22 protein-coding genes and 6 tRNA genes are annotated in these 26,380 nt (G+C 31.0%); 1 reads left to right on the top strand and 27 read right to left on the bottom strand.

Annotation, left to right across the window (positions count from 1 at the left end; translation table 11 throughout):
* Window positions 1-45: 45 nt before the first annotated feature.
* From O3801_RS04665 to O3801_RS04645, 5 genes are all read right to left on the bottom strand, one after another.
* Entirely contained in the window at window positions 46-1,419 is a 1,374-nt protein-coding gene (locus O3801_RS04665; RefSeq protein ID WP_294682540.1) for an amino acid permease, read from the bottom strand.
* 266 nt (window positions 1,420-1,685) lie between these two features.
* Window positions 1,686-2,801 carry an alanine dehydrogenase gene (gene ald / locus O3801_RS04660; protein WP_371454212.1) on the bottom strand — a complete coding sequence of 372 codons (1,116 nt, stop codon included), beginning with the start codon at window positions 2,799-2,801 and terminating at the stop codon, window positions 1,686-1,688.
* Between the two features lie 702 nt (window positions 2,802-3,503).
* Window positions 3,504-4,877 carry an amino acid permease gene (locus O3801_RS04655; protein WP_371454247.1) on the bottom strand — a complete coding sequence of 458 codons (1,374 nt, stop codon included), beginning with the start codon at window positions 4,875-4,877 and terminating at the stop codon, window positions 3,504-3,506.
* 360 nt (window positions 4,878-5,237) lie between these two features.
* Complete coding sequence (gene rpsD / locus O3801_RS04650; protein ID WP_003145898.1) at window positions 5,238-5,840, bottom strand: 30S ribosomal protein S4; 603 nt, start codon at window positions 5,838-5,840, stop codon at window positions 5,238-5,240.
* A gap of 268 nt (window positions 5,841-6,108) precedes the next feature.
* Window positions 6,109-6,771 (bottom strand): gamma-glutamyl-gamma-aminobutyrate hydrolase family protein, encoded by a 663-nt coding sequence (locus O3801_RS04645; protein ID WP_371454211.1) that lies wholly within the window; start codon window positions 6,769-6,771, stop codon window positions 6,109-6,111.
* A gap of 230 nt (window positions 6,772-7,001) precedes the next feature.
* On the opposite strand from O3801_RS04645, the gene O3801_RS04640 reads away from it, so the two are divergent.
* A complete protein-coding gene (locus O3801_RS04640) occupies window positions 7,002-7,622 on the top strand; it encodes a hypothetical protein (protein ID WP_371454210.1) in 621 nt (206 codons plus the stop codon).
* A 169-nt stretch (window positions 7,623-7,791) separates the two neighbouring features.
* Here the strand turns inward: O3801_RS04640 and rpsI are convergent, their stop codons facing one another.
* The 22 genes from rpsI to O3801_RS04530 all read right to left on the bottom strand — a co-directional run bounded on the left by rpsI (window position 7,792) and on the right by O3801_RS04530 (window position 26,248).
* A complete protein-coding gene (rpsI, locus tag O3801_RS04635; RefSeq protein ID WP_003145894.1) occupies window positions 7,792-8,184 on the bottom strand; it encodes a 30S ribosomal protein S9 in 393 nt (130 codons plus the stop codon).
* Window positions 8,185-8,203: 19 nt separating this feature from the next.
* Window positions 8,204-8,641, bottom strand: coding sequence for a 50S ribosomal protein L13 (gene rplM, locus O3801_RS04630; RefSeq protein WP_003144827.1), 438 nt, complete (start codon window positions 8,639-8,641; stop codon window positions 8,204-8,206).
* A gap of 259 nt (window positions 8,642-8,900) precedes the next feature.
* Entirely contained in the window at window positions 8,901-10,364 is a 1,464-nt protein-coding gene (gene gltX / locus O3801_RS04625) for a glutamate--tRNA ligase (protein ID WP_371454209.1), read from the bottom strand.
* A 545-nt stretch (window positions 10,365-10,909) separates the two neighbouring features.
* Entirely contained in the window at window positions 10,910-12,769 is a 1,860-nt protein-coding gene (locus O3801_RS04620; RefSeq protein WP_371454208.1) for an acyltransferase family protein, read from the bottom strand.
* 11 nt (window positions 12,770-12,780) lie between these two features.
* The gene (locus tag O3801_RS04615) at window positions 12,781-14,949 is read right to left on the bottom strand and encodes a Tex family protein (RefSeq protein ID WP_371454207.1); all 2,169 of its coding nucleotides are present in this window, start codon (window positions 14,947-14,949) and stop codon (window positions 12,781-12,783) included.
* 1 nt (window position 14,950) lies between these two features.
* Window positions 14,951-16,078, bottom strand: a complete 1,128-nt coding sequence (gene alr, locus O3801_RS04610) for an alanine racemase (protein ID WP_371454206.1) — start codon at window positions 16,076-16,078, stop codon at window positions 14,951-14,953.
* Complete coding sequence (gene acpS / locus O3801_RS04605) at window positions 16,071-16,436, bottom strand: holo-ACP synthase (protein ID WP_371452619.1); 366 nt, start codon at window positions 16,434-16,436, stop codon at window positions 16,071-16,073. The genes alr and acpS overlap by 8 nt, the downstream gene beginning before the upstream one ends.
* Window positions 16,437-16,659: 223 nt before the next feature.
* Entirely contained in the window at window positions 16,660-17,385 is a 726-nt protein-coding gene (locus tag O3801_RS04600; protein WP_371452618.1) for a zinc metallopeptidase, read from the bottom strand.
* A 242-nt stretch (window positions 17,386-17,627) separates the two neighbouring features.
* Complete coding sequence (gene der / locus O3801_RS04595) at window positions 17,628-18,935, bottom strand: ribosome biogenesis GTPase Der (RefSeq protein ID WP_294683523.1); 1,308 nt, start codon at window positions 18,933-18,935, stop codon at window positions 17,628-17,630.
* 157 nt (window positions 18,936-19,092) lie between these two features.
* Complete coding sequence (rpsA, locus tag O3801_RS04590) at window positions 19,093-20,301, bottom strand: 30S ribosomal protein S1 (RefSeq protein WP_371454205.1); 1,209 nt, start codon at window positions 20,299-20,301, stop codon at window positions 19,093-19,095.
* 81 nt (window positions 20,302-20,382) lie between these two features.
* On the bottom strand, window positions 20,383-21,114 hold the full coding sequence (trmD, locus tag O3801_RS04585) for a tRNA (guanosine(37)-N1)-methyltransferase TrmD (protein WP_060913888.1): 732 nt from the start codon (window positions 21,112-21,114) through the stop codon (window positions 20,383-20,385).
* Window positions 21,114-21,623: a ribosome maturation factor RimM gene (rimM, locus tag O3801_RS04580; RefSeq protein WP_371454204.1), complete on the bottom strand. Its 510-nt coding sequence runs from the start codon at window positions 21,621-21,623 to the stop codon at window positions 21,114-21,116. Before rimM ends, trmD begins: the two co-directional genes overlap by 1 nt.
* A gap of 31 nt (window positions 21,624-21,654) precedes the next feature.
* Window positions 21,655-23,148 carry a PhnE/PtxC family ABC transporter permease gene (locus tag O3801_RS04575; RefSeq protein ID WP_371454203.1) on the bottom strand — a complete coding sequence of 498 codons (1,494 nt, stop codon included), beginning with the start codon at window positions 23,146-23,148 and terminating at the stop codon, window positions 21,655-21,657.
* Between the two features lie 40 nt (window positions 23,149-23,188).
* Window positions 23,189-23,926, bottom strand: coding sequence for a phosphonate ABC transporter ATP-binding protein (phnC, locus tag O3801_RS04570; RefSeq protein WP_274459277.1), 738 nt, complete (start codon window positions 23,924-23,926; stop codon window positions 23,189-23,191).
* A gap of 215 nt (window positions 23,927-24,141) precedes the next feature.
* On the bottom strand, window positions 24,142-24,489 hold the full coding sequence (locus O3801_RS04565) for a DUF6568 family protein (RefSeq protein ID WP_371454202.1): 348 nt from the start codon (window positions 24,487-24,489) through the stop codon (window positions 24,142-24,144).
* Between the two features lie 159 nt (window positions 24,490-24,648).
* Window positions 24,649-24,724, bottom strand: a tRNA-His gene (locus tag O3801_RS04560).
* Between the two features lie 26 nt (window positions 24,725-24,750).
* A tRNA-Phe gene (locus O3801_RS04555) sits at window positions 24,751-24,823 on the bottom strand.
* A 5-nt stretch (window positions 24,824-24,828) separates the two neighbouring features.
* A tRNA-Asp gene (locus tag O3801_RS04550) sits at window positions 24,829-24,904 on the bottom strand.
* A gap of 30 nt (window positions 24,905-24,934) precedes the next feature.
* A tRNA-Glu gene (locus O3801_RS04545) sits at window positions 24,935-25,009 on the bottom strand.
* Between the two features lie 10 nt (window positions 25,010-25,019).
* Window positions 25,020-25,107: transfer RNA gene (locus O3801_RS04540), tRNA-Ser, on the bottom strand.
* Window positions 25,108-25,109: 2 nt separating this feature from the next.
* Window positions 25,110-25,183 (bottom strand) — tRNA-Asn (locus tag O3801_RS04535).
* A gap of 180 nt (window positions 25,184-25,363) precedes the next feature.
* Window positions 25,364-26,248 (bottom strand): phosphate/phosphite/phosphonate ABC transporter substrate-binding protein, encoded by an 885-nt coding sequence (locus tag O3801_RS04530; RefSeq protein WP_294683047.1) that lies wholly within the window; start codon window positions 26,246-26,248, stop codon window positions 25,364-25,366.
* Between the last annotated feature and the right edge of the window lie 132 nt (window positions 26,249-26,380).

Below are 26,380 nucleotides of genomic sequence, written 5' to 3'. Positions count from 1 at the left end.
AACCGACTATAACCAAATGGCTATAGTCGGTTTATTTTTAACATTCTATTCAATTTTACTATGTTTATATGAATATGTGAAGTATACGATTAATCCTACGATTACCCATACGAAGAAGATAATCCATGAAGTTAATGTAACACTGTATAGTAAAGCTGCGAATAATACAATTGAGATAATTGGTAATACTGGCATACCTGGTACTCTAAATCCACGTTTTACATCTGGGAATTTTTTGTAGAATACGATAGTAGTGTAACTTACTAATGCGAATGCGATGATAGAAGCTACGTTAGCAAGTTCTGCTAATTTTCCTAATGGTAAGAACCCAGCTAATACTGCAGTTAAGCATCCTAAAGACCATGTAACTGTACTTGGTACTTTGTTGTCATTAACTTTAGTGAATACTTTTGGTAATAATCCATCACGTGCGATTGTATAAGCGATACGAATACCTGCATACATGAATGACAAGATACCAGCCATAAGTCCGATTACTGCCCCTAGAGAAACAATACCGGCAACTTTATTTTGACCTACTTCTTCAAGTACGAATACTAATGCATCCCCTGCTCCAAGACGGTTATATTCAACAACCCCTGTTAACACTAGACATACTAAGATATAGAATGCAGTACATACGATCATAGTGACAATGATAGCTTTTGGTAAGGCTTTTTCTGGATTGATTGTTTCTTCTGCTGAAGTAGAAATTGCATCAAATCCAAGATAAGCAAAGAATACTGTAGTGGCTGCTAACATTACCCCTGAGAAACCTGTAGGTGCAAAATTGTTTGTCCAGTGTGTTGGTTCAACATAGAATGATCCAACAACGATGAATAGGATTACGATACCAACTTTTGCAGCTACCATAAGGTTATTTACAAGTTTACTACTTGATGTACCTCTTGATAGTAAGAATGTAATTAATAATACAATTACGATAGCTGGAATGTTACCATATCCTCCATCTGACGGTAATGTGTAATATACTTTAGGGAGTTCTACACCAAGACCTGCCAGTAGACGAGAGAAGTAACTTGACCAACCATTTGATACAGTGGCTGCAGAAAGAACATATCCTCCAATTAATACCCAACCTATAATATAAGCTACAATTTCACCAATTGATACATATAAATATGTATATGTACTACCACTTGATGGAATTGTTGAAGCTAGTTCCGCATAACAAAGTGCCGCTAAACAACAGGCAACCCCTGCGATCAAGAATGAAAAGATTACGGCTGGTCCAGCTTCTGCTGAAGCCTTACCAGTTAATACTAGAATCCCTGATCCTATAATTGCCCCGATCCCGAATAGAATTAAGTCCATCGTTCTCATCGTAGGAGCTAAAGTTTTACTTCTAGCTTCTGCTAAAATAGATTCAACTGATTTTTTTCTTAAAATACTCATAATAAATCCTCCTAATTTTTTAAATATTCTCCCTACTAATATTCTTTAATTAAATTATAGCATAGTTGTAAACCTTTTACTACAGTTACTTAGGTATATGTAAGCCACTTTGTGATTTAACAATAAATATATTACTATTTTTCTGTTTTTCGTATTATAATTTTTCTACAATACACCCTTTATAAAATAAGTGAGTGCTCTATAACAGATAGAGCACTCTATTTATACAAATTTTCGACTATTTCATATTTTTAATTTCAACTATTATATTACAAAGCTTGCTCTACTGGAGTATACTCATAACCTAAATCATCAGCTACAGCTTTGAATGTAACTTTTCCATTCGCTACGTTAACTCCAGGAACTAATTCTGGGAATTTTGATACAGCTTCTTTAACTCCCAATTTAGCAATAACTTTAACGTATTTAGCAGTTGCATTACATAATGCATAAGTAGATGTTTGTGCTACTGCTCCTGGAATATTAGCTACCGAGTAGTGTAATACTCCTTCTTCAACGAAGATTGGATTATCATGACTTGTTGGACGTCCTTCAGTGTATTCTGTTGTACCACCTTGGTCAATCGCTACGTCAACGATTACACCACCATCTGGCATATCTTTAACCATTTCTTTAGTTACTAATTTAGGTGCTTTTGCTCCTGGTATTAATACTGTACTTACTACTAAATCTGCTGATTTAATAGCATTTGCAATATTGAATTTATTAGAGTAAAGAGTTTCAATTTTACCACCGAAAATATGTGATAACTCTGTTAACGCATCTAAGTTTACATCAATCATTGTTACACGAGCTCCAAGTCCTACAGCAGCTGTTGCCGCAGCAGTACCTGCTACACCTGCACCAATAATAACAACATGCCCTGGTTGAACTCCTGGAACACCTTGTAATAAGATACCTTTACCACCTTGAACTTTCGATAAGAATCTTGTTCCTTCTTGCACAGCCATTCTACCCGCGATTTCACTCATTGGTCTAAGTAATGGTAGTCCTTTTCCCACTTTTACTGTTTCAAAAGCAATACCGATAGTCCCTTTATCTACCATTTCTTTTGTTAATTCAGGATCAGCAGCTAAGTGTAGATAAGTATAAATAATTAACCCTTTTCTAAAATATTTATACTCAGATGGTACTGGTTCTTTTACTTTATAGATTAAATCTGATTTATTCCATACATCTTCTGCTTTCTCAAGTAAAACAGCACCTGCCTCTTCATATTCAGCATCTGAAATACCTGAAGCTAATCCTGCTCCTTTTTCTACATATACAGTGTGGCCATCTAGTACTAATTCATGTACTACTCCCGGTATAGCTGACACTCTACTTTCATTGTTTTTTATTTCAGTTGGTACTCCGATAATCATTTCCCTTACCTCCTAATTTTTTTCTGTACTTATATAATAACACAGATCTTTTAATAATGAAAGCGTTTTTCCATTGAAAGTTTTAGTGAAAATATTTTCTTTATTTTTTTACTATGTAAACCCTGTATAACCTGATAAATTAAACTTTCTTAAAATAATTCAATATTAATTTTTTTGAAAATAAGTGTTAATTCTTTCTTAGAAAAGAAATTTGAAAAACAGCTGTTTTACTTTTCAAATATAGCTGTTGTATGATTATACTATAACTATTTTTATCATTACACAATTTAACATATAAAAAATTATTTGCTTAGTATTTATTATTTTTCTCATCCAGTAAAACTTTTATAAAAAATTAATTAATTATGCTCTTCATCTCTAACTATTTATTGAATATTGAAAATTACAGAATTTCGATAATACAATTTTTATCTATGTGTTATAACTAACTATTTATTAAATTTTCTTTTTTTCTATGATTAATCGATAGTAATATATTATAAACGTTATATTCTTCAAAATAAATTTTTATCATATCATTATATTTTTTGTTATCACTTTATAAAGATAATTAATAAACATTATTTTTGTAACATATAACTAATACGTTTATAATGCAAAAAAATAAAGAATCATGAGCTTTTCTCTCACGATTCTTTTTGATTTTTAAATATTGAACCAGATTTTTATGTTATTTCTATACTATTTTAACTTACTGTTTTTATATGAGAACGTGAAGTATACGATCATACCTACGATAACCCAAACAACAAAGATAATCCATGTTGTTAATGTTACACTATATAGTAACGCGGCAAATAAGATAATAGAAATAATTGGTAAAATTGGCATACCTGGTACTCTAAATCCACGTTTTAAGTCTGGGAATTTTTTATAGAATACGATAGTTGTATAACTTACTAATGCAAAAGCAATAATTGACGCTACGTTAGCAAGGTCAGCTAGTTTTCCTAATGGTAAGAATCCTGCTAATAATGCTGTTAAAATTCCTAATCCCCATGTTACTGTACTTGGTACTTGGCTTGAATTAACTTTTGTTAATCCTTTTGGTAATAAACCATCACGTGCGATTGTATATGTAATACGGATACCTGCATACAGAAATGATAAAATACCAGCCATAAGACCAATTACTGCTCCAAGAGATACGATACCTGCTACTTTGTTTTGCCCTACTTCTTCTAGTACGAATGCTAAGGCATCACCAGTTCCTAGTCTATTATATTGAACAACTCCAGTAAGTACTAAACATACTAAAATATAGAATGCTGTACAAATTAACATTGTAATAATAATAGCTTTTGGTAAAGCTTTTTCTGGATTAATTGTTTCTTCTGCTGAAGTAGAAATCGCATCAAATCCTAGGTATGCAAAGAATACTGTAGTTGCAGCTAACATAACACCTGAAAATCCTGATGGTGCAAAGTTGTTTGTCCAGTTTGTTGGTTCTACATAAAATACACCAACCACGATGAATAAAACTACAATCCCTACTTTTGCAGCTACCATAAGGTTGTTTACAAGTTTACTACTTGAAGTACCTTTTGATAAGATAAAAGTAATTAATAATACAATGATAATCGCTGGAATGTTACCATATCCTCCAGCAGCTGGTAATGTATAAAATTCTTTAGGAATTTCTATACCTAAACCTGCTAATAGACGTGAGAAGTAACTTGACCAACCATTCGCTACTGTCGCGGCGGTAAGAACATATCCACCTATTAATACCCAACCTATCACATACGCTACAATTTCACCAACTGATACATATAAATAAGTATATGTACTACCACTTGAAGGAATTGTAGAAGCTAGTTCAGCATAACATAACGCCGCTAAACAACAAGCTAATCCTGCAATTAGGAAAGAAAATACAACTGCTGGTCCTGCTTCTGCTGAAGCCTTACCAGTTAATACTAAGATACCTGATCCAATAATAGCCCCAATACCAAATAGAACTAAATCCATAGTCTTCATCGTGGGATTTAACGTCTTATTTCTTGACTCTGCTAAAATAGAGTCAATTGATTTTTTTCTAAAAACGTTCATAATATCCTCCTATTTTAAAATAAATATTATTCGCTATTAATAATATTTATTAATTATATCATAATTACAGAAATATTGCTAATAAACACTTCACTTATGTAAGTAAAGAAAAAATGATACTATGAATTACCTTAATAAAATATTATATTATTTTAATAAAATTATAATCGTCATAATAAATGTGGAATTAAGAACTTAATATCTATTAAAAATAAAGAATCATGAATTTAAAGCTCATGCCCCTTTCTCATCAGTTCTAAATTTTGAAGAATTCAATAAAATATTTTTCTAATTTTTATACGCAGATTTTACTCAAAAATAAAAACAAGCCCCTTAAACGTTAGTTTAAAGGGCTTTGTCTTATTAACGGCTGTAGTACTCAACGATAAGTTGTTCGTTGATTTCTGGGTGTAATTCACTTCTTTCTGGAAGTCTTACTAATGATCCTTCTAATTTATCAGCATCAAAAGTTAAGTACTCAGGTACGAAGTTAGTGATTTCAACAGCTTCTTTAATGATTTCAAGGTTTCTAGATTTTTCTCTTACTGAAACTACTTGACCTGGTTTAACAGCGTAAGAAGCGATGTCTACTTTTTTACCATCTACAAGAACGTGTCCGTGGTTTACTAATTGTCTAGCTTGACGGTTAGTTCTAGCTAAACCTAAGCTGTATACTACAGAATCTAAACGTGTAGCAAGTAATGCCATGAAGTTTTCCCCGTGAAGACCTTGTAATTTACCAGCTTTATCAAATAATTTACGGAATTGTTTTTCGTTCATACCGTGTAGGTAACGAAGTTTTTGTTTTTCTTGTAATTGTAAACCATACTCAGATAGTTTTTTTCTTAAGTTAGGACCATGTTGTCCTGGTGCGTAAGGACGTTTTGCTAACTCCTTACCAGTACCGCTTAGTGAAATTCCTAAACGACGAGATTTTTTCCAAGTTGAACCTGTAAAACGAGCCATTATGTGCTCCTCCTTTTATCTTTTTGTTTTTATTGTTGTGAAAACAAAAAGCACGATTATCGTTGTTGTATATGTTATAAAACTGGAACTTCGCCTAGCAGCATAGGCTACGAGTTGCCACATTAAAAAATGTATAACATAGAGGCAATAACAATTAATCCACTGCTATTATTTTACACAAAGAATAGTTTACCATCATTTTAGATATTAGTCAACTATTTTGATAGGATATTCTTTATTTTTATATTGATTAAAAACTTTATTATTATTATTCACATAGGTCAAGGAATTTTTTAAAGGTATCTATTTCATAGTCTACTTCTGGGTGCCATTGCACTCCAATAAGATTCCCCTTCTCTATCGCTTCAATATTACCATCCTCTGCTACTGCTGTAACTTTAAAACCATCAGCTACTTTATTAATTGCCTGGTGATGTATTGAATTAACTTCTGTTTTACTTCCATATAAACTATGAACAAATGAACCTTCTTCAATATCAATATTATGACGGACTAAGTGTTCTTTACTTGTATGCTCATCTATATGCTGTTTTAAAGTACCTCCGTGGTATATATTTAAACTCTGTAATCCGCTACATATACCTAAGATAGGCTTATTACTTTTTTCGAAAAGCTCAATAAGTCTAAAGTCTAACTTATCTTCATAGAGATCCTCTGGGTATTCTAAGCCCTCTAAAGGCTCTTCTCCATAATACTTAGGATTTATGTCCCTATCTCTTCCAGCAATTATCAAGCCACTACACATGGCTGCAATTTCCTCTAATCCATTATCAGAACAAACTGGGAATAAAATAAAGCCAGCTTTTTCTGCTATTTCTGAAAAATAACCATTAATGTATAAACGTCTTTTAGCTATACCTGCATCTGATTTGTAATCGACACTTCTTGTTGAAATTGCAATTATTTTCATGTGCAATGACCTCCTTTTTTTAAATTATGATTCTTATTATATAAACTTTGCATAAAAATGTCAAGATTATGTATTCATCATTTTCAGATGTTTCTGAAAATTTGAAAAATATTCACTCAATATATTATAATAATAATCGTAAATTTATTAAAACTAATTTTACACTATTGTAAATAGATAAAAAGATATGTATAATATAAATTGTGTTAAATTTAAGGAGGAATAATTGGATGAACTATATATTAACAGTTAAGTATCCTAAACAAGAAGTTATAGAAGATGGGAAAGAATCTGTTACAAATGTGAAAGAGAACATTGAAGATGCTACGGTAGACCAACTTCTTGAAAAATATCAAGAATTTCAACGTGTGGGATATGATGTTAAAGTCAATTTTGTAACTTCTGATGTTTATGATGAATTTGACGTTTTCAAAATGGCAGAGATTTTCGATCTTAATGCCATCGATTATAGTGCAAAATTAAAATTTATCAATGGATCAAATAAAGGATCACATGACTATATCAGTAGCCTTGCTAAACTTTTTGATCGTTATACATTTGATTATGATATTGCAATCAAATTAAAAATCAATGAGAAATCAGAAATTGATTTTCAGAATGAAGATACTTGGTTTGGTGAAACGCCAAGTTATCAAATAAATCCAAAGATTAAGGTAAAAGATGCAAGATTATTTAAAAATCTTTATGATGAATTAAATGAGATAGCTCAAGTAAGCGCAGAAATTAAACCTAAGAAAATTGAAGAAAAAATACTATTATTATCTTTAGATAATTATCCAGCTGGAACAGAAGTAGTCTTCACACTGAAAGATTCTGAAATATACGAATAATATATTTATAATGAAAAAACTGAAATGACTATGAATAATTCATAAAGTTTCAGTTTTTTTATTTTATCTTAATAAATACTACTATAAGAGAACCTGTTTTAACCAAAACAAAAAAAGACACCAGAGAAAGTTCTCTGATGTCTTGACGTAATTTGGTATAAGACCAATATTAACGTTTAGAGAATTGAGGAGCACGTCTCGCACCACGAAGACCGTATTTTTTACGTTCTTTCATACGAGGGTCACGAGTTAGTAATCCTGCTGGTTTTAAGTCTTTACGGTATTCTGGGTTTACTTCTAGTAAAGCACGTGCAATTCCGTGACGGATTGCTTGAGCTTGTCCTGTGTATCCTCCACCGTTAACGTTAACTAAAACGTCATAGTTACCTGTAGTAGATGTAACTTCTAAAGGTTGCATTAAGTCTAATACTAATGATTCTAATGGTAAGTATTCACGCATTTCTCTGTTGTTGATAACAACTTTCCCTGTTCCAGGTACTAATCTTACACGTGCTACTGAGCTTTTACGGCGTCCTGTACCGCGATATTCTACTTGTGCCATTTAATTATTTCCTCCTATATTATCCACGTAATTCGTATTTTTCTGGTTTTTGTGCTGCGTGTGGGTGTTCAGCTCCACGGTAAACGTGAAGTTTCATTCCTTGAGCTCTACCTAAAGTATTTTTTGGTAACATACCTTTGATAGATAGTTCTAAAAGTTCTTCTGGATATTTTTCTACCATTAATCCAGCAGTTCTTTCTTTTAACCCACCTGGGTGCATTGTGTGACGACGGTAAATTTTATCAGTTAATTTTTTACCAGTTAACACAATTTTCTCAGCGTTGATAATGATAACATTATCCCCAGTATCGATGTGTGGTGTATAAGTAGGTTTGTGTTTCCCTCTTAAAATTGAAGCTACCTCTGATGATAAGCGACCTAAAGTTTGTCCTTCAGCATCGATTACATACCATTTTTTTTCTACAGTTGATGGCTTTGCCATATATGTTTGACGCATGTCTTTTTTCCTCCTAGATGTTGTTTTTAATCTGTCATAACGACTAAGTTTTCCGGGGCTTACTCGTGAAGATATATAAACAATATCATAAGTAATAATACCTTATTTGAAGATAAATGTCAAGATATTTTCTTTACTTTTATATATATTTCTCTATCTTTTTTCAGCTCGAAAAATTAAAATTAAGGGTTACTCTAAAATTTAGTAGTTCTAACTTATTTCACCCTTAATCTTTCGTTATTTCTTTTCTTAATTTATACTATTTAATTGTTTCTAATGCGGCTTTTACTCTAGCAGCTACACGTTCTTTACCAAGTAATTCTAAACTTGTGTTTAATTCTGGACCGTGCATTGATCCTGTTGATGCGATACGGATTGGCATAAATAAGTTTTTACCTTTTACTCCTGTATCTTTTTGAATAGCTTTAATTAAAGCTTTAATGTTATCAGCTGTAAATTCTTCTACTTCAGTAACTTTTGTTAAGAAATCTTCGAATACAGTTGCTGTAGTTTCTTGTTTTAAGATTTCTAATTCTTCTTCATTAAATTTAACATCTTCTACAAAGAATTGTTTTGTTAACTCAACGATTTCAGCTCCATAACTCATTTGTGGTTGGTATAATGAAATTAGTTTTTCAAACCATGCTTTGTTAGCTTCTACTTCTTCAGCAGTCGCTACACCTTCTTTAATAAAGAATGGTAATGATAAGTCTACGATTCTTTCTAAAGGTTGAGCTTTGATGTATTGGTTGTTAATCCAAGTAAGTTTATTGTTATCGAAGAACGCTGGTGATTTACTTAGACGTTTTTCATCAAAGATTTTAACAAATTCTTCTTTAGAGAAGATTTCTTGTTCACCTTCTGGAGACCACCCTAATAATGCGATGAAGTTGAATAATGCTTCTGGAAGGTATCCTAATTCATCGTATTGTTCGATAAATTGAATAATACTTTCATCACGTTTTGATAATTTTTTCTTGTTTTCATTTACGATTAGAGTCATGTGACCGAATCTTGGTGGTTCAAATCCTAATGCTTCATATACAACCAGTTGTTTTGGTGTATTAGAAACGTGGTCGTCTCCACGTAATACGTGAGAAATTTTCATTAAGTAGTCATCAATAACAACAGCGAAGTTGTATGTTGCTACTCCATCATTTTTAATGATTACGAAATCTCCGAAATCTTTTCCTTCGAATGATAATTCACCTTTAACCATATCGTCAAATTTGTATGTTCTGTCTTGAGGAACTCGGATACGGATAGCAGGTTTTCTACCTTCTTTTTCGAAAGCTTCTTGCTCTTCTTTTGTTAAGTTCGCGTGTTTTCCACTGTAGCGTGGTGGTAATCCGTTAGCAATTTGCTCTTCTCTTTCAGCTTCTAATTCTTCAGCAGTCATATAGCATTTATAAGCTTTATCTTCTGCAATAAGTTGATCAGCATATTTTTGATAAATATCGATTCTCTCAGATTGACGGTATGGACCGAATTCTTTTTCTTTTCCAATACCTTCATCATAATCTAAACCTAACCAGTTCATATATTTAAGTTGGCTACGTTCACCTTCTTCTTTGTTACGTTTGAAGTCCGTATCTTCAATTCTTAATACGAAATCTCCACCGTTGTGTTTAGCAAAAAGGTAATTAAATAATGCAGTTCTTGCATTTCCGATATGTAAATTTCCTGTTGGAGATGGTGCATATCTTACTCTTACTTTTGTCATAGTTATCTCCTTTTTATTATTCTATAAATTATAATACTAAGATATTATATCACAAACTATATTGATATTTCAACGAAAGTTAAACATTTCAACCAGAATTGACACTTTAATTTTATTATCTCTATGACAAATCTATGTATTAACGGGGCTGACCCAAAAGTACTAGATATTAAAATAGTTTACATGAAAACCCATAGCCTCAGCAGTAGACACAATCCAATCAGTTTCGTCTTATGACTCACTTCTTGGTGTATCCTTGCATACGTTATACGTAAGAATTTTAACGTGTCTTTGGCACTAAAAATTCTAACGTACAACGCAAGTGGTTTATTGATATCTAAATTCGCTTTATAAAAGCTTTTTAGATATCTAATAAACTGTGCGGGGGTGACTCGACAAAATCGATTTCTATGAAATCACGATTTTTGAGTCACTCCCTATATAATAAATGCGAGCTAGATTTTTTCCAATGCCTCGAACGTGATAAAGATTCAAAATAAAGAACTAAATAGCATTTACCTACTACTTAGTTCTCTAAATTATTATTAATTTGTCTTAATTTCCACTGGGCGTTTTAAGTTTTTCTCTATTAATGTTACCATTTCAGCTATACCAGCTTGATTTAAGTGAACTCTATCTGGCTCAAATAAATCTTTGGTACTGTTTGCCACTGAATACCAGTCAATAATTTTTACATTTGAATGTTTTTCTTGGGTTTCTTTTAGTGCTGCATTTACTGTTTTTTCCCAAGCTCTTGGTACTTTAATATTTACGAAGTAAATATCAGCTTTATCAAACTCTTTTACTAATTCTTCAATTTGACTTTCTGTAAATGGTCCATTAGTTCCTAATTGGAAGATTATTGCTGAATTTTCATTATTGTATTTAGAATAATTTTTCGCCTCTTCTACTGCTACATATAATTGACGGCCAATTTTTCCGTCGATAACAGCTCCTGGATATAGTTCTTGGAATTTTTCTCCAATATCTACTGTTAATGAATCACCCATAACCAGTACTGAACTATATTTCTTATCAGAATTATTTTTATCTTCTTGATTCTCTTTTTTATCTTTGTTAGAATCACTTGACTTTTCTTGATTATTATCTTTATTGTTTCCGTTATTTACAAACTGAGTTTCTTTATTAGTTTCCATTTCTTTTACAAAAGCTGTAGAGATAAATGGAACACTTTTCCCGAAAATTCCCATTAAGAATAATACCGAAACTAATCCAACAATACCTGCATAAATCTTACGAGATTTTCTAGGACGTTTTTTCAGTTTTTTGAATATAGCATTTATGTAATTTATAAATCCTAATTTTCTTATCGGAGTTTCAACAAATACATAACTCACTATTGCTACAGCAAATGTTAAAACTATTCTTAAAATTACAAAGAATATATTTGGGTTACCAATCTCTGATACCGGCGTTGTTAATACTAGTATCGGAAAATGCCATAGATATAAACTGTATGAAATTTTCCCAATAAACACAATAGGTTTAAATGATAATAATTTCGACATTAATGTGTGTTGTTTACCACTACTAATAATGACGATTAACCCTAATATAGCTACAAGAAGGAATCCTCCTCTATATAACCATGTATTATATTCAGATGTATAAACCATAACTGTAATTAAAGTAGCGATAGAAGCTAGTGAAACTACACTGTAAATCATATTTTGTTGAGGAGTTACCTTAGAATGTAATCTTTCCATAGGATATAATATTGCTCCTACCACCCCTACAAGCAGAGAAAATGCTCTTGTGTCTGTACCAAAATAAATTCTGCTAATATTATTTATATCAAATAAAAGAATATGAGCTATTAATGATACTAATATTAATCCAAGAACAACATATAAAAAGTTCTTATTTAATTTATACGTTCCATCTTTTGATTTTTTCTTTCCATTGACTAATAAGAATAGCAATGGAAAAATCATATAAAATTGCTCTTCTATTGCTAAAGACCATAAATGTTTAAATGGGCTTTGCGCACCGAAGCTATCAAAATAGTCTAGCTTATGGAAAATATACCACCAGTTACTAGAATATATATAACCAAATATAGCATCTATATGACTCTTACGAAGCAGAACTTCATTAAAAAGTACCATTACTACTAACCCAACCGTTATCATAAAGTAAACGGCTGGCAACAGACGTCTAGCCCTTCTTATATAGAAGTTATATAAATTTACAGTCCCTGTTTTTCTGAATTCTTTTATAATTAATGAACTAATTAAATATCCTGATAAAACAAAAAATAGATCAACCCCTAAAAATCCACCCGGTAGGTAATTTACATCAACATGATAAATAATAACGGCTAATACTGCCAATGCCCTCAAGCTATCTATACTTGGAAGGTATTTTGATTTAGTATTACTCATTTTTACCTCCTTTAATCTTTAAACATTGCTAGTGCAACTCGTCCTCGTTCTTTGTCTATGTCTATTACATAAACATCTACGATCTGACCTACACTAAGAACATCAAGTGGGTTTTTTATATAATTTTTACTAATTTTTGAAATATGTACCATCGCATCTTGTTTTAAACCGATATCGATAAATGCTCCAAACTGTGTAATATTTCTAACAGTACCTGCTAATTTCACACCTACTTGAAGATCATCGATAGTTAGAATATCAGATTTTAACAACGGTTTAGCGAATGATTCACGTTCATCTCGTAGCGGTTGTTTTAAATCTTTAATTATATCTTCTAAAGTTTCAAGTCCAACACCAATTTTTTCTGCTAGAGCTTTTTTATCTACACTATCAACTGTCGTTGCAAACTCTTCTGTTCCCACTTCTTTAGTTGATAGTTTCAGCTCTTTTAGTAAATTCTCTGCTGCTTTATAACTTTCTGGGTGAATACCTGTAGCATCGAAAATATTTTTACTATCTGGAATTCTAAAGAATCCTACACATTGTTCGAATGTCTTTTTACCAAGTCTTGGAACTTTAGCTATTTCTTTAATTGTTTCTATTTTTCCATTTTCTTGACGATACGCTACGATATTTTTTGCGATTTGTTTATTAACACCTGAAACATATGATAATAGCGAAACAGATGCGGTATTAACATTTACCCCTACTTTGTTAACCGCAGTCTCTACTACGAAAGTAAGTTCTTTTTCTAAAAACTTAGGAGTAATATCGTGTTGGTATTGTCCTACACCGATTGATTTAGGATCAATTTTTACAAGTTCACTTAATGGATCCTGAATACGTCGTGCTATAGATACAGCACTTCTTTCTTCTACATTAAAGTCAGGAAATTCTTCACGAGCTACTTCACTAGCTGAGTACACACTCGCCCCCGCTTCATTTACAATAACATAGTCAATTTTTAATCCCGCTTCTTTTAAATTATCTACTACAAATTTCTCAGTTTCACGAGATGCTGTTCCATTACCGATAGCTATTAAGTTAATATTGTGTTTATTAATAAATTTAATTAAATCTTTCTTTGATTTTTCTTGCTTATCTGCTGAAGCTGGTTTATGCGGGTAGATTACCATTTTATCTATAAAATTACCATATTCATCAACAATCGCCATCTTACAACCTGTTCTAAATGCAGGGTCAATTCCTAAAACTTTTTTGTTTTTAAGAGGACTTTGCATCAATAGTTGTTTTAAATTTTCTGAGAAGATAACAACAGAATCTTCCTCAGCTTTTTTCGTTAAATCACTACGAATTTCTCTTTCAATTGATGGATAAATTAACCTCTTCATACTATCAGCTATACATTCTAGTAGCAAATTGCTAATAGCAGTCTGACGATTCTTTGTTAAACCACGTAGTATATAATTGTGTAATCTATCTTTATCATTTTCTATATTTACACGGATTATTCCTTCTTTTTCCGCTCTGTTTAATGCAAGAATTCTATGAGAAGCAATTTTCGAAATTTGTTCTCCAAACTCATAGTAGTTTTTATAAGTAGAATTTTCGTCTTTTTCTTCTCCACCTTTTTTAAGTACTGAAGTAATTTGACCGAATTTTCTAGTGTTTTCTAATACATACTCACGATATTTCGCACTATCAGAAATATTTTCTGCGATAATATCTAATGCATAGTTAATTGCTTCTTCTACTGTATTAACCTCTTTTTCAGCATTTATATACTTAGCAGCTTCTTTATTCAAATCTTCTAATGATTTTGGAAGTTTTAAAATATAATTTGCTAGTTTCTCTAATCCTTTTTCTTTAGCTATCGTTGCCTTAGTACGTTTTTTCTCTTTAAAAGGACGATATAAATCTTCAACCCTTTGTAATTTTTCTTGAGCTAAAATATCTTTTTTTAGTTCATCAGTAAGTAGACCTTTTTCTGAAATTAATCTAATTACCTCTTCTTTTCTTTCTTCAAGCGATTTTAAATAATTAAATTCATCTTGAATTTGTTTAATAGCAACTTCATCTAGAGAATTTGTTAATTCTTTTCTATACCTTGCGATAAATGCAATTGTATTTCCTTCTTCTAGTAAGTTTAATACATTTACTATATACTTATCTTGTATTTTTAACTTAGTTGCTAAGTTTTTTGTAATTTTCTCGTACATACTATAACTCCATTTTATTTTTGTAATAAACTCTTGGAACACGTTTATTTATACAACAGAATATTTCATAACTTATTGTATCTTGGAATGTAGCAAAATCATCGACTGATATTTTTTGGCCATTATTCTCTCCAAAAAATAGAACGTCGTCTCCTACTTTTATATTTTCACTACAACGCACCATAAGTTGATCCATACAAACACGTCCTACTATCTCACAGTCTTCCGAACCCACTTTAATCTTGAACCCTTGAGCACGCCTTAGAATACCATCAGCATAGCCGATAGGAACTGTTGCAATATATTCATCTTGTTTAGCTTCATAACTAACACCATACCCTAGTTTTTCACCTTTTAAAAATTTCTTAACATGCGTTATCTTACTCACTAACGAAACTACTGGATCTAATTTAATTTTGTCTAATTTTTCAATGTTTTCACTAGGATAGCATCCATAAAGTGAAATCCCTAATCTAGTCATATTATACTGATCTTTTCTATCACTATATTTTACTGTGCTAGCTGAATTTCCAATATGAATGTATTTTGGTTTATGGGTAAATAGCTTTATTCTTTCATCGAAATTTTTAGTTTGATAATCATCATAATTATTATCACTACCATCAGCATTAGAATAATGTGAAAAAATACCTTCGAAATCAATTTTTTCAGATGAAAGTAGCTTATCTATTTCAATTATTTCTTCTTTATCAGAAGTACCTATTCTTCCCATTCCGGTATCAATCTTAACATGGATTTTTAATTTACCTTCAATATTTTCCAACTCTTCTAGACATTCTTCTAACCATACTTTAGATGGACATGTTAATGATATATTGTTTTCAACAGCATATTTTACATTTTGGGGATTTGTTACTCCTAATACAAGCACCATACTATCAAAAACTACATCTTTTAATTCCAATGCTTCTTCTAATGTAGCAGTGGCAAAATGTCTAACACCATTTTTATATAGATGATCTGCGATTACTCTTGCACCTAACCCATAAGAATCAGCTTTTACTATTGCTATACCAGTTTTTTCATTATTAAGTGCTGTTAGCTTATTATAATTATTAAGTAACGCATCTAAGTCTACTCTTAATTCTGTTGGTCTATCATTAATCATTAATCTTGTCCCCCTTCTCTAAAATAACAAATGCCACAACCGTTGAATCAGTATGGCTTATCGTTAAATGTGTAATAAAGTCTTTGTATTCAATATAAGGTTTCCCTCTATCATCTTTTTTTACTTCTACATCATTAAAAGAAAAATCTTTAGAAATCCCTACTCCTAAAGCTTTTGAAGTAGCCTCCTTTACAGCAAAACGCCCAGCCAAAAACTCCATTTTTCTTCTATGATTTGTTATTTTATAAAATTCATTTAATTCATTTTCTGTATATAATTTTTCAAGTCGTTTTTTATCATCGACATATTTTTCAAAGCGATGAATATCGACGATATCACAACCGATTCCGTAAATCATTTTTTACCTCTTCATTATATAGTCTTACAATATTATATCACTAATATAGATATTATGAAAGAAATATTAGCTTGATATTCAGCTTTATTATTTACATAAGTTCAGTGCTCTGCTGAAACACGTTTCACTTTAATTGAATTGAAAGTTTAATTTATATCTTGTAAAATATTGCATCTTTTTAACAAAAAAAGATTGCCAATTTTCATTGACAATCTAATATTTATTAATCTCTATTATTACTGTTTAGTAATATGAAGACGAATCTTAACATCTCCATTAAAGCTACAACTGCTGCTGCAACATAAGTTAAAGCTGCTGCTGTTAAAACTTTACGACAATGTCTGTGTTCTTGATCGTCTACAATGTTTAAGTCAACCACTTGTTCTAATGCTCGTTTTGAAGCATCAAACTCAACTGGTAATGTTACTACTTGGAATAGTACTGCAAATAGCATGAATCCTACTCCAACCCAAGCAACTGTATAACCGAATTGACCAATTAATCCTGTTAATAAGAATCCTACCATAATAAGAATTGTTGATAAGTTTCCTCCAAGATTAGCTAATGGTACTAATGAGTGTCTCCATCTCATCGGTTTATAGTCTGCTACTTTATCTTGAATAACGTGACCAATTTCGTGGGCTGCAATCGCAACTGATGCAACTGTCGGTTGATCATGAACTATGGGTGAAAGTACTACAATATTATTAGTTGGATCGTAGTGGTCTGATAACTCAACCTCACCTCTTACTACTTTAACACCTGTTATTCCATTTGCTTGCATTATAATTTCTGCAACTTCTTTTCCAGTTAATCCTGATTTTGTTCTTACTTTTTTATATCTTTCGTATGTTCTTTTTACTTTAAATTGAGCCCATAAAGGAATCAGCATAATTAGTAAAAAGTAAAGTATATAACTTCCTGACATTCCATAATATCCTAATGGCATATAGATTACCTCCTAATTAGTAAAGTATATAAGAAGAATTATACCACGTTCTAAAATTATTTGCTAGTATTTCGACTAAATTTTACCATTGATAATTCATTTTAGTTATTTTTATTATTTTTTATTATATTTTCAATATTTTTCATAAGATTACCTAATTTATACTTTAATTTTCAATAAAAAAATACGATCCAAAAGTTAACTTACTTCTAGATCGTACTATAAATTTATATTCTAAACTATTAGTTTCTTTGTCTCGCTATTAGTTTAATCGGTGTTCCTTCAAAATTGAAAGAATCACGGATTCTATTTTCTAAAAATCTCTCATAAGAGAAGTGCATAAGTTCTGGATAATTCACGAAGAACACAAATGTCGGTGGATTAATAGCAACTTGTGATGCATAGAAAATATTAAGTCTCTTACCTTTATCTTGTGGTGTTGGGTTCATAGAAACAGCATCCACAACGATTTCATTAAGTGTTGAACTTTGAATACGACGTTGTCTATTTTCATATGATTCTTTAATTAATGGGAAGATGTTAAATACACGTTGTTTCGTCTTCGCTGAAACATAGATAATTTTAGCATAATCTAAGTAAGCAAAACTATCACGAATTTTTTCGTCGAATTCTTTCATTGTCTTATCATCTTTAGCAATTGCATCCCATTTGTTAACAACTATGATTACACCTTTTCCAGATTCGTGTGCATATCCTGCAACTTTCTTGTCTTGTTCAATAATACCTTCCTCAGCATTAAGAACAACTAAGACGACATCTGAACGTTCAATAGCTTTAAGAGAACGAAGTACTGAATACTTTTCACAGCTTTCATATACTTTACCACGTTTTCTGATACCAGCAGTATCGATTACTACATATTCATCCCCGTTGTGTTTGAAATCAGTATCGATTGCATCACGTGTAGTACCTGCGATATCAGATGCAATAACACGTTCTTCACCTAAAATTGTATTAATCAAACTAGATTTACCAACATTAGGACGCCCGATAAGAGAGAATCTAATTTTGTCATCTTCTTCCTCTTCTTCTAGAACTTTAAAGTTTTTACAAACTTCATCAAGTAAATCACCGATACCTAGTCCATGAGATCCAGAAATTGGGAATGGATCTCCAAATCCTAATGAATAGAAATCATAAATCATATGATTCATATCAAAGTTATCAATTTTGTTTACTGCAAGTACAACTGGTTTATCAGTTTTATAAAGTAATCTAGCAACTTCTTCATCATCACTAGTTACTCCATCACGACCATTTGTTAAGAAAATAATAACATCTGCTTCGTCGATTGCTAGTTCAGCTTGTGCTCTGATTTGTTTTTGGAAAGGAGTATCTTCTAATTCAATTCCTCCAGTATCTATCATAAAGAATGAGTAATTTAACCATTCTGCTTTTGAGTATATTCTATCACGAGTAACACCTGCCACGTCTTCTACAATAGATAATCTATCACCAATTATTTTATTGAAAATTGTAGATTTACCGACGTTTGGTCTACCTATTATTGCAACTGTTGGTTTTGCCATGTTTTTACCTCCATATCTTTAAATATTTTTTTGCTAAAATAGCAAAGTTCATTAGTTAAAATCCATATTTCAACTAAACTTCACTATTCATTTCTACCTAAAAAATAAAAGCAATAGACAAGCTTATCTACTGCCTTTATTTCTTTATTTTTTCAAATTAAAGTTCGATATCTTTAAATTTGTCCCCTAGATTGAATGAAGTATCTTCATCTTTTAAGTAAGAAGTATCATATTCAGCTTCTTCCTTAACTTCTTCTTTAACTGGTTTTTCTAAAAGTTCTTTGATTGATAAAGATAATCTTTCGTTTTCGAAATCAAATTCTAAAACTTTTACGTTTACTTTATCACCTTTTTTAAGAACGTCTTCTACGTTAGTTACTCTATCGTGAGAAATTTGAGAAATGTGAACTAATCCTTCAACATCTGGTAATACTTCAACAAATGCTCCAAATGCAGTTGTGTTACGAACAACACCTTCTAATACATCTCCAGCTTTAATTGTAGCACGAGCTACTTCCCATTGTGTTGGTAATAAAGTTTTAGCTGAAAGTGAAACTTTTTCATTTTCTTTATCTACAGCGATAACTGCAACTTTTACAGTATCTCCAACTGAAAGCACATCTGAAACTTTTTCTACACGAGCGTGAGAAATTTCTGAGATATGTAATAGTCCATCAACTTCACCGATGTTAACGAATGCTCCAAAGTCAGTGATACGACTAACTTTACCTTCGATAACATCACCTTCATTAATATTTCCATAAACTTCAGCTAATTTTTTAGCTTTTTCTTCTTCTAAGATTACGCGTCTGTTTAAGATAATTTTATTTTTAGATTTATCTACTTCTTCGATTTTGAATGTATATTCATTTCCTACGAATTTTGATAAGTCTTTTCTGAATTTAGTATCAATATATGAACCTGGAATGAACGCACGTAATCCTTCTACGTCAGCTAATAATCCACCTTTAGTTTGTCCAGAAACTGTTGCTTGAATTAATTCACCATTTTCGAATTTTTCAATAATTCCAGTCCATGATAATTCCATTAATTTTTTATATTCAGCATTTTCTAAAATTTTGTGTGATAAGTAGATTACACCAGGTACATCTTCTGATCTTTTTTCACGATCAGCTCTAATTCCTGTTACTTGAGCTTCTACTTCGTCACCAACTGATAATACGTCTTCAATGTTTTCGAATGGTTTTCTTGTAATTTGGTTACGTAAAATTACGCAGTCATATTGTGCTCCTGCTACATCAACGTAAACTTTATCGTTATCGATTTTTGATACAGTACCAGTTACTTTATCTCCTTTTTTCAGCATTTCTGAGCTATTTAATAATTCCTCAAATGAAGTTGTCATTACTTCTAATCCTCCTGTGCTTACAATACATACTATATTAATATTATACATCAAAAATACAGTTATGTCATTTATTTTATGTTAATTTTTTAATTCTTTTTTTATTTCATCAAGTAATTTGGCTTCTTCTTTACTTAATTCATAGTTTTCCAGTAAATCTGGTCGTCTTGTCAACGTTCTTCGTAGACTTTCTTTTTTTCTGTAAGTTTCTATATTTTTGTGATGACCACTTGTCAACACATCAGGAACTACCATTCCCTTATAGTCCTTTGGTCGTGTATATTGAGGATATTCTAGTAACCCAGTCGAGAATGAATCATCCTTGTGGGATTCTTCCTTTCCTAGAACATCAGGAACAAGACGTGCTATACTATCGACCATTGTCATAGCAGCAAATTCTCCACCTGTCAAAATGAAATCACCAATAGATAATTCATCTGTTACTAAGTACTCTCTAATTCTTTCATCATAACCTTCATAGTGACCACAGATGAAAATCAAGTGTTCTTCTTCAGAAAGCTCCTCAGCTTTTTTCTGACTAAATCTTTCACCTTGCGGACACAGTAAAATTATTCGTGTTTTATCGGTTTTATCTAAACTTTCAACAGCATTAAATATCGGTTCTGGTTTTAATACCATCCCCTGACCACCACCGAAAGGATAATCGTCTACTTGGTTATGTTTATTTCCAGAAAATTTACGATAATCAACTATATTTATATCCAATAATTTATTATCTTTTGCTTTTCCTAAAATTGAATGATTTAATGAATCAAACATATCTGGAAACAGCGTTAGTATATCAATCTTCATTAGTCAATTAACCCTTCCATAACTTCGATATCAATTCTTTTATTAGTAACATCTATTTTTTTAACCACATCTTCAATGTAAGGTATTAAAATTTCTTTGCCGTTTTCTGCTTTTATTACCCATACATCATTTGCACCAGGTGTAAGGATCTCAACTACCTCACCTAGTGATTTATTATTTTCATCAAATACCTCGCATCCGATAATCTCATGGAAATAAAACTCATTTTCTTCAAGTTCTCCAATATTATCAGAATCGATTTTGATTTGTAAATTTTTAAATTTTTCTGCTTCTTCAATTGTATCAATCCCTACGAATTTTACTAGAAGATTATTTTTATGTGTTCTGTAGCTTTCTACAACCACTTCTTTAACAACTTGATTTCCTCTAGTTATTAATAATTCACTACCCTTTTTAAAACGTTCTTCTTCAAAGTCAGTTGATGAAATTACTTTCACCTCTCCTTTTAAAGAATGAGTATTAACAATTTTTCCTACTTTTAGACGCATCTATTTCTCCTTGTTTTAATATTTTCTTTAATTATTTTTTTACTCTCATTCTAATAAAGTATGAGATATTTTCTATAATAATTATCGATAACGATAAGCCGATTAATAATGTTGAAATTCTATTCCAATTTCTATATTCTATATTATTTACAAGCAAATGTCCAATACCACCTGCACCTACCATACCTAAAATAGTTGAATTTTTGATATTTGATTCAAATCTATATAAAACTATAGTAACGAATTCAGGGAAGTATCCATTAAATATTATTTTAACATAACTAATAAAACTTCCAAGCCCTAGACTTTTTGTCATTAATAATACATTGTTATTAATTCCTTCTAGTACCTCATTATACATTTTTGTCATAACACCAACTGTATAAATATATAATGCAAAGAAACTACTAATTGCTCCAGGCCCAAATCCTCTAAAGAATATTAATGCCACTATTATCGGTGGAAATGTTCTTAATATATTTATAAAGACTTTTACGCCTAATGCTTTATATTTACCAAAAAGATTTACCGATGATAAATAAGATGTAAATATAGCTGTTACAGCCGCAAAAATCGTCGCACTAAATGCAATTTCTATACTCACAAACAGCTCGCTAAGCATTTTTGGAACATATGCTAAATCAGGGTTTATAATTCCTTTAGCCAATACATTTAACTGTTTTAATCCTATGATAAATCTCTCATGTGAAATATTAATGAAATTAGTAACGTATAAAATACTCCCTACAATAATAAGAGGAATACCAAATTTTACTACATTTCTTCTTAATAAAAACTTTTCAAAATTTAACTGAGAGGTATTCTGTAAATTCCTAAAATAATAACTCACTAGATCAATTACGAAGATTAAAATAACAAGAGTAATAATTATTATAGAAACTCTATCATATCTTAAGTGATTTAGCTCTTGCCATAATCTTTGACCTATTCCTCCTGCTCCAACTAATCCTAAGACACTTGCTCCACGGATACTTGATTCTAAAGTTAAAAAGTATACCGAGATAACTTGGGGCTTAAGATTAGATAAAATAGCATTCTTATAAATAATAAATTTTGAAGCTCCTAACGATTCCATAGCTTCTAACTGTTTAATCTCGACTTCTTCAGCATATTCTTTCAATAACTTAGCTGATGTTAGAATATTTATTAAATAAATACTCACAAAACCACTAAATACTCCTGTACTGAATAAACTTACTAAGATAGCAGCAATTATTAGAAATGGCATTGTTCTAAAAATAGAGAAAACCGCACTAAATATTTTTGGAATTATCTTAAGTTTAAATAGTACATTAGTTAGTATTGGTAATAATATTAACGTTGTGCATAAAGCTAATATAGATGAAAATAGAGCAATGTTAATTGTTTCTATAATCGGTTGTTTCAATTCAGGTAAAATAGAAAAATCTACGGGATACATGCGTCCAAGAAGATTTTGTATCCTTTTAAATCCTAATGAAAAAGTTTTTGTATCATATTGGCTATATGCAATAAAAATAATCAAAACAATAAAAGACAACGAAGCTAACTTCGTTATAGATTTTTTAATTATAAAGTTCTTCAAATTCATCTTTAGTCACCTTCTCAGAATCTTTATAAAATAAAACTTTTCCGTCCTTTAATCCTAAAATCTTTGTACTATATTTTTTCGCTAGATTAACATCGTGAAGATTTATAAGCACTGTTATTCCATTTTCTTCATTTAATTTTTTAAATGTATCCATTATCAGTGTCGTATTTTTTTCGTCCAAACTGCTAACAGGTTCGTCGGCTAGTAAAATTTTTGGGTTTTGGGCTAATGCTTTAGCTATAGCGACCCTTTGCTTTTGACCACCTGATAAATACTTAGACTTTTTAAAAGCCTCATCCTCTAATCCAACTTGCTTTAAGAAATCAACACCTTCATTATATTCTTTTTTTGTATATCCTAATAAAAGACCCAAGGCAGATTTTTTTACTAAATAAGGTGTTAAAACATTTTCAACAGTATATAAATTATCTAGTACATTATAATCTTGAAATATAAAAGCAATATCTCTTCTGATGCGTTTCAACCTTGTTCTATTAAACTGTACTATATTTTCACCTGTTATAATTATCTCTCCTGATTGAGGCTTGTTTAACAAGTTCAAACAACGTAGTAAGGTCGATTTCCCCGCTCCACTTTTTCCTACAATTGCAACAAAATCACCATTAGGTACTTCAAATGATATATCATTTAATATGTTTTTTACACCATAATTAAAAATTAGATTCTTTACTTCTAACTTTTCACTATTCACACTATCACCTCATTATTTTACAATGAACTATAAAATAAACTAATCTACATTGTTAGTAAAATTTTATAACTACTATTATATCATTTAAAATAGTTTTTTTCAGTATTTTAATATTACATCTTGTTTAATATTTAGTTTAATTACTTATACGTTTTATAATTAATTTATACAAGACAATAATAAACTCGCCTACACAAAATAGACGAGTTTGATTATTATTTAATGAAAGTAGTAATTTCTTCTACAGATAAGCTAGAATCACATACAACTTTAACTTCTCCTGCTTCAGCTACTAATAAACCTGGCACAGTTCTTACAGAGTATTTTGCACGTAATGATTCAATACCTGATGCATCTGAGAAATCTTCTGAGTTAAGGAAGAATGCTTCTACTTTATTAGAAACAACTACTTCACTTAATTTCGGCATGAATTTTCTACAAAATGGGCATGAAGATCTCCCAATAAATAATACAAATTTTTCTTTTGATTCAATTTTTTGTAATGCAGTTTTTGAATCAATAACTTTAAAGTTTTCTAAATGTTGTTCGAATGATTTTTCCATTTTTTAATCTCCTAATATTTTATAGATACCATTTTACTCCTCTTTTTATAAATATGCCAATATTTTGCTTACAAAAGTAAACATGCACAAATTATAGTTTTAAAAACAAAAAAGAAGCAATGTAAACTTACACTACTTCTCTACTTCAATTCAAAAAAATGGGGCGGCTGAGGGGAATCGAACCCCCGAATGTCGGAACCACAATCCGATGCGTTAACCACTTCGCCACAGCCGCCAAAATATTAAGTTAAAATAAAAAAATGCCTTGAGACAGAGTCGAACTGCCGACACATGGAGCTTCAATCCATTGCTCTACCAACTGAGCTATCAAGGCAAAAATGGCGGTCCCGACGGGAATCGAACCCGCGATCTCCTGCGTGACAGGCAGGCGTGATAACCGCTACACCACGGGACCTAACTCTTATTCTCAATGTATTATTTCAAATGGTGACCCGTACGGGATTCGAACCCGTGTTACCGCCGTGAAAGGGCGGTGTCTTAACCACTTGACCAACGGGCCAATAAAAAAACGGAGCAGGAGGGATTTGAACCCTCGCGCCGGTTTCCCGACCTACACCCTTAGCAGGGGCGCCTCTTCAGCCTCTTGAGTACTACTCCAACTCCACAGGCAGGACTCGAACCTGCGACCCTCTGATTAACAGTCAGATGCTACTACCAACTGAGCTACTGTGGATAAATATTTGTGTTCCTAACGAACAATATTTATTATACAAAAGTATTAACATAATGTCAATACTTTTGTATAACTTTTTTTATTATTTTCAATTCTATAATATCATTTACTTAACAAACGTTGATTTTCCACATTTTATAGCTACTTTTTTATATCTAATCTCTATATGAAATATCCCTTTTATTTAACTTTATTTAGGTCAATATTCATTTTTTCAGAGATTTTTTCAATAGCTTTATATGCATCATTATTTGGTTCTTCAAATCCTGTAATGCTAAATAAGTTTGTTAAAATTTGAATTGTTTCTTTATCATTTTGAATCTCTAATAAAGCTTGTTTTACTTTTTTCTGAGTTTCTTCATCAAGATTATTAGATGCTACTACTGTTACACCTGGAATCAATTCACTCTTAGCAATAACTTTAACATCTTCTTTTAATGTAGGAAATTCTTTAGTATATTTTCTTATTACATTTTCATAGCTTGCTACTGCATCTACATCTTTATTTAGTAATAATTGTAAACTTTTATCATGTCCACCACTAAATTGGTATTGAATATCTTTTTCTAAATCAATACCAGCATCTTTTAGCATTGCCCCTGCGTAAATATAACCTGAAGCTGAAGATGGATCAACAAAAGCAATTTTCTTACCTTTTAAATCAGCTATACTTTTTATATCAGAATCTTTTCTTACAAAAACTTCTGCAAAGTAACCAGGTTTACCACTTGTACTTCTACCTACAAGGAGATTTTTTGTATTACTTTGTTTATTTGAAAGAACAGCTGAAAATGGTGGAACTAATCCGAAGTCTACACTCCCACTACCTATTCCTTCTATAACCCCTATATAGCTACTTGCTGTAAATACTTCAACCTTCATACCTAATTTATCACCCAGTGCTTTCGCAAACGGCGTCAGATCATCTACTAGCTTTTCGCTATTACTACTAGGCACTACACCCAATTTCAACACTTTTTCTTCTTTTGTTGTACTTTTTTGAGAACAACCAATTAAAGAAAATACCAATAGAAAAGAAAAAATAGTTAATAATATTTTTTTCATTTTATCTACCTCATATTTGTATATATTTTATTTTATATCATAGAGTATAGCATAATAATTATATAATAAAAATGAAAACGCTCATATTTTAAAAAATTATTTGAAAATAAAAAAATAACTAGTATTCTTTAA

The organism is Gemella sp. 27098_8_149 (genome assembly GCF_041433745.1).
Lineage (GTDB): Bacteria > Bacillota > Bacilli > Staphylococcales > Gemellaceae > Gemella.
This window is presented reverse-complemented; position numbering and strand designations above follow the sequence as displayed.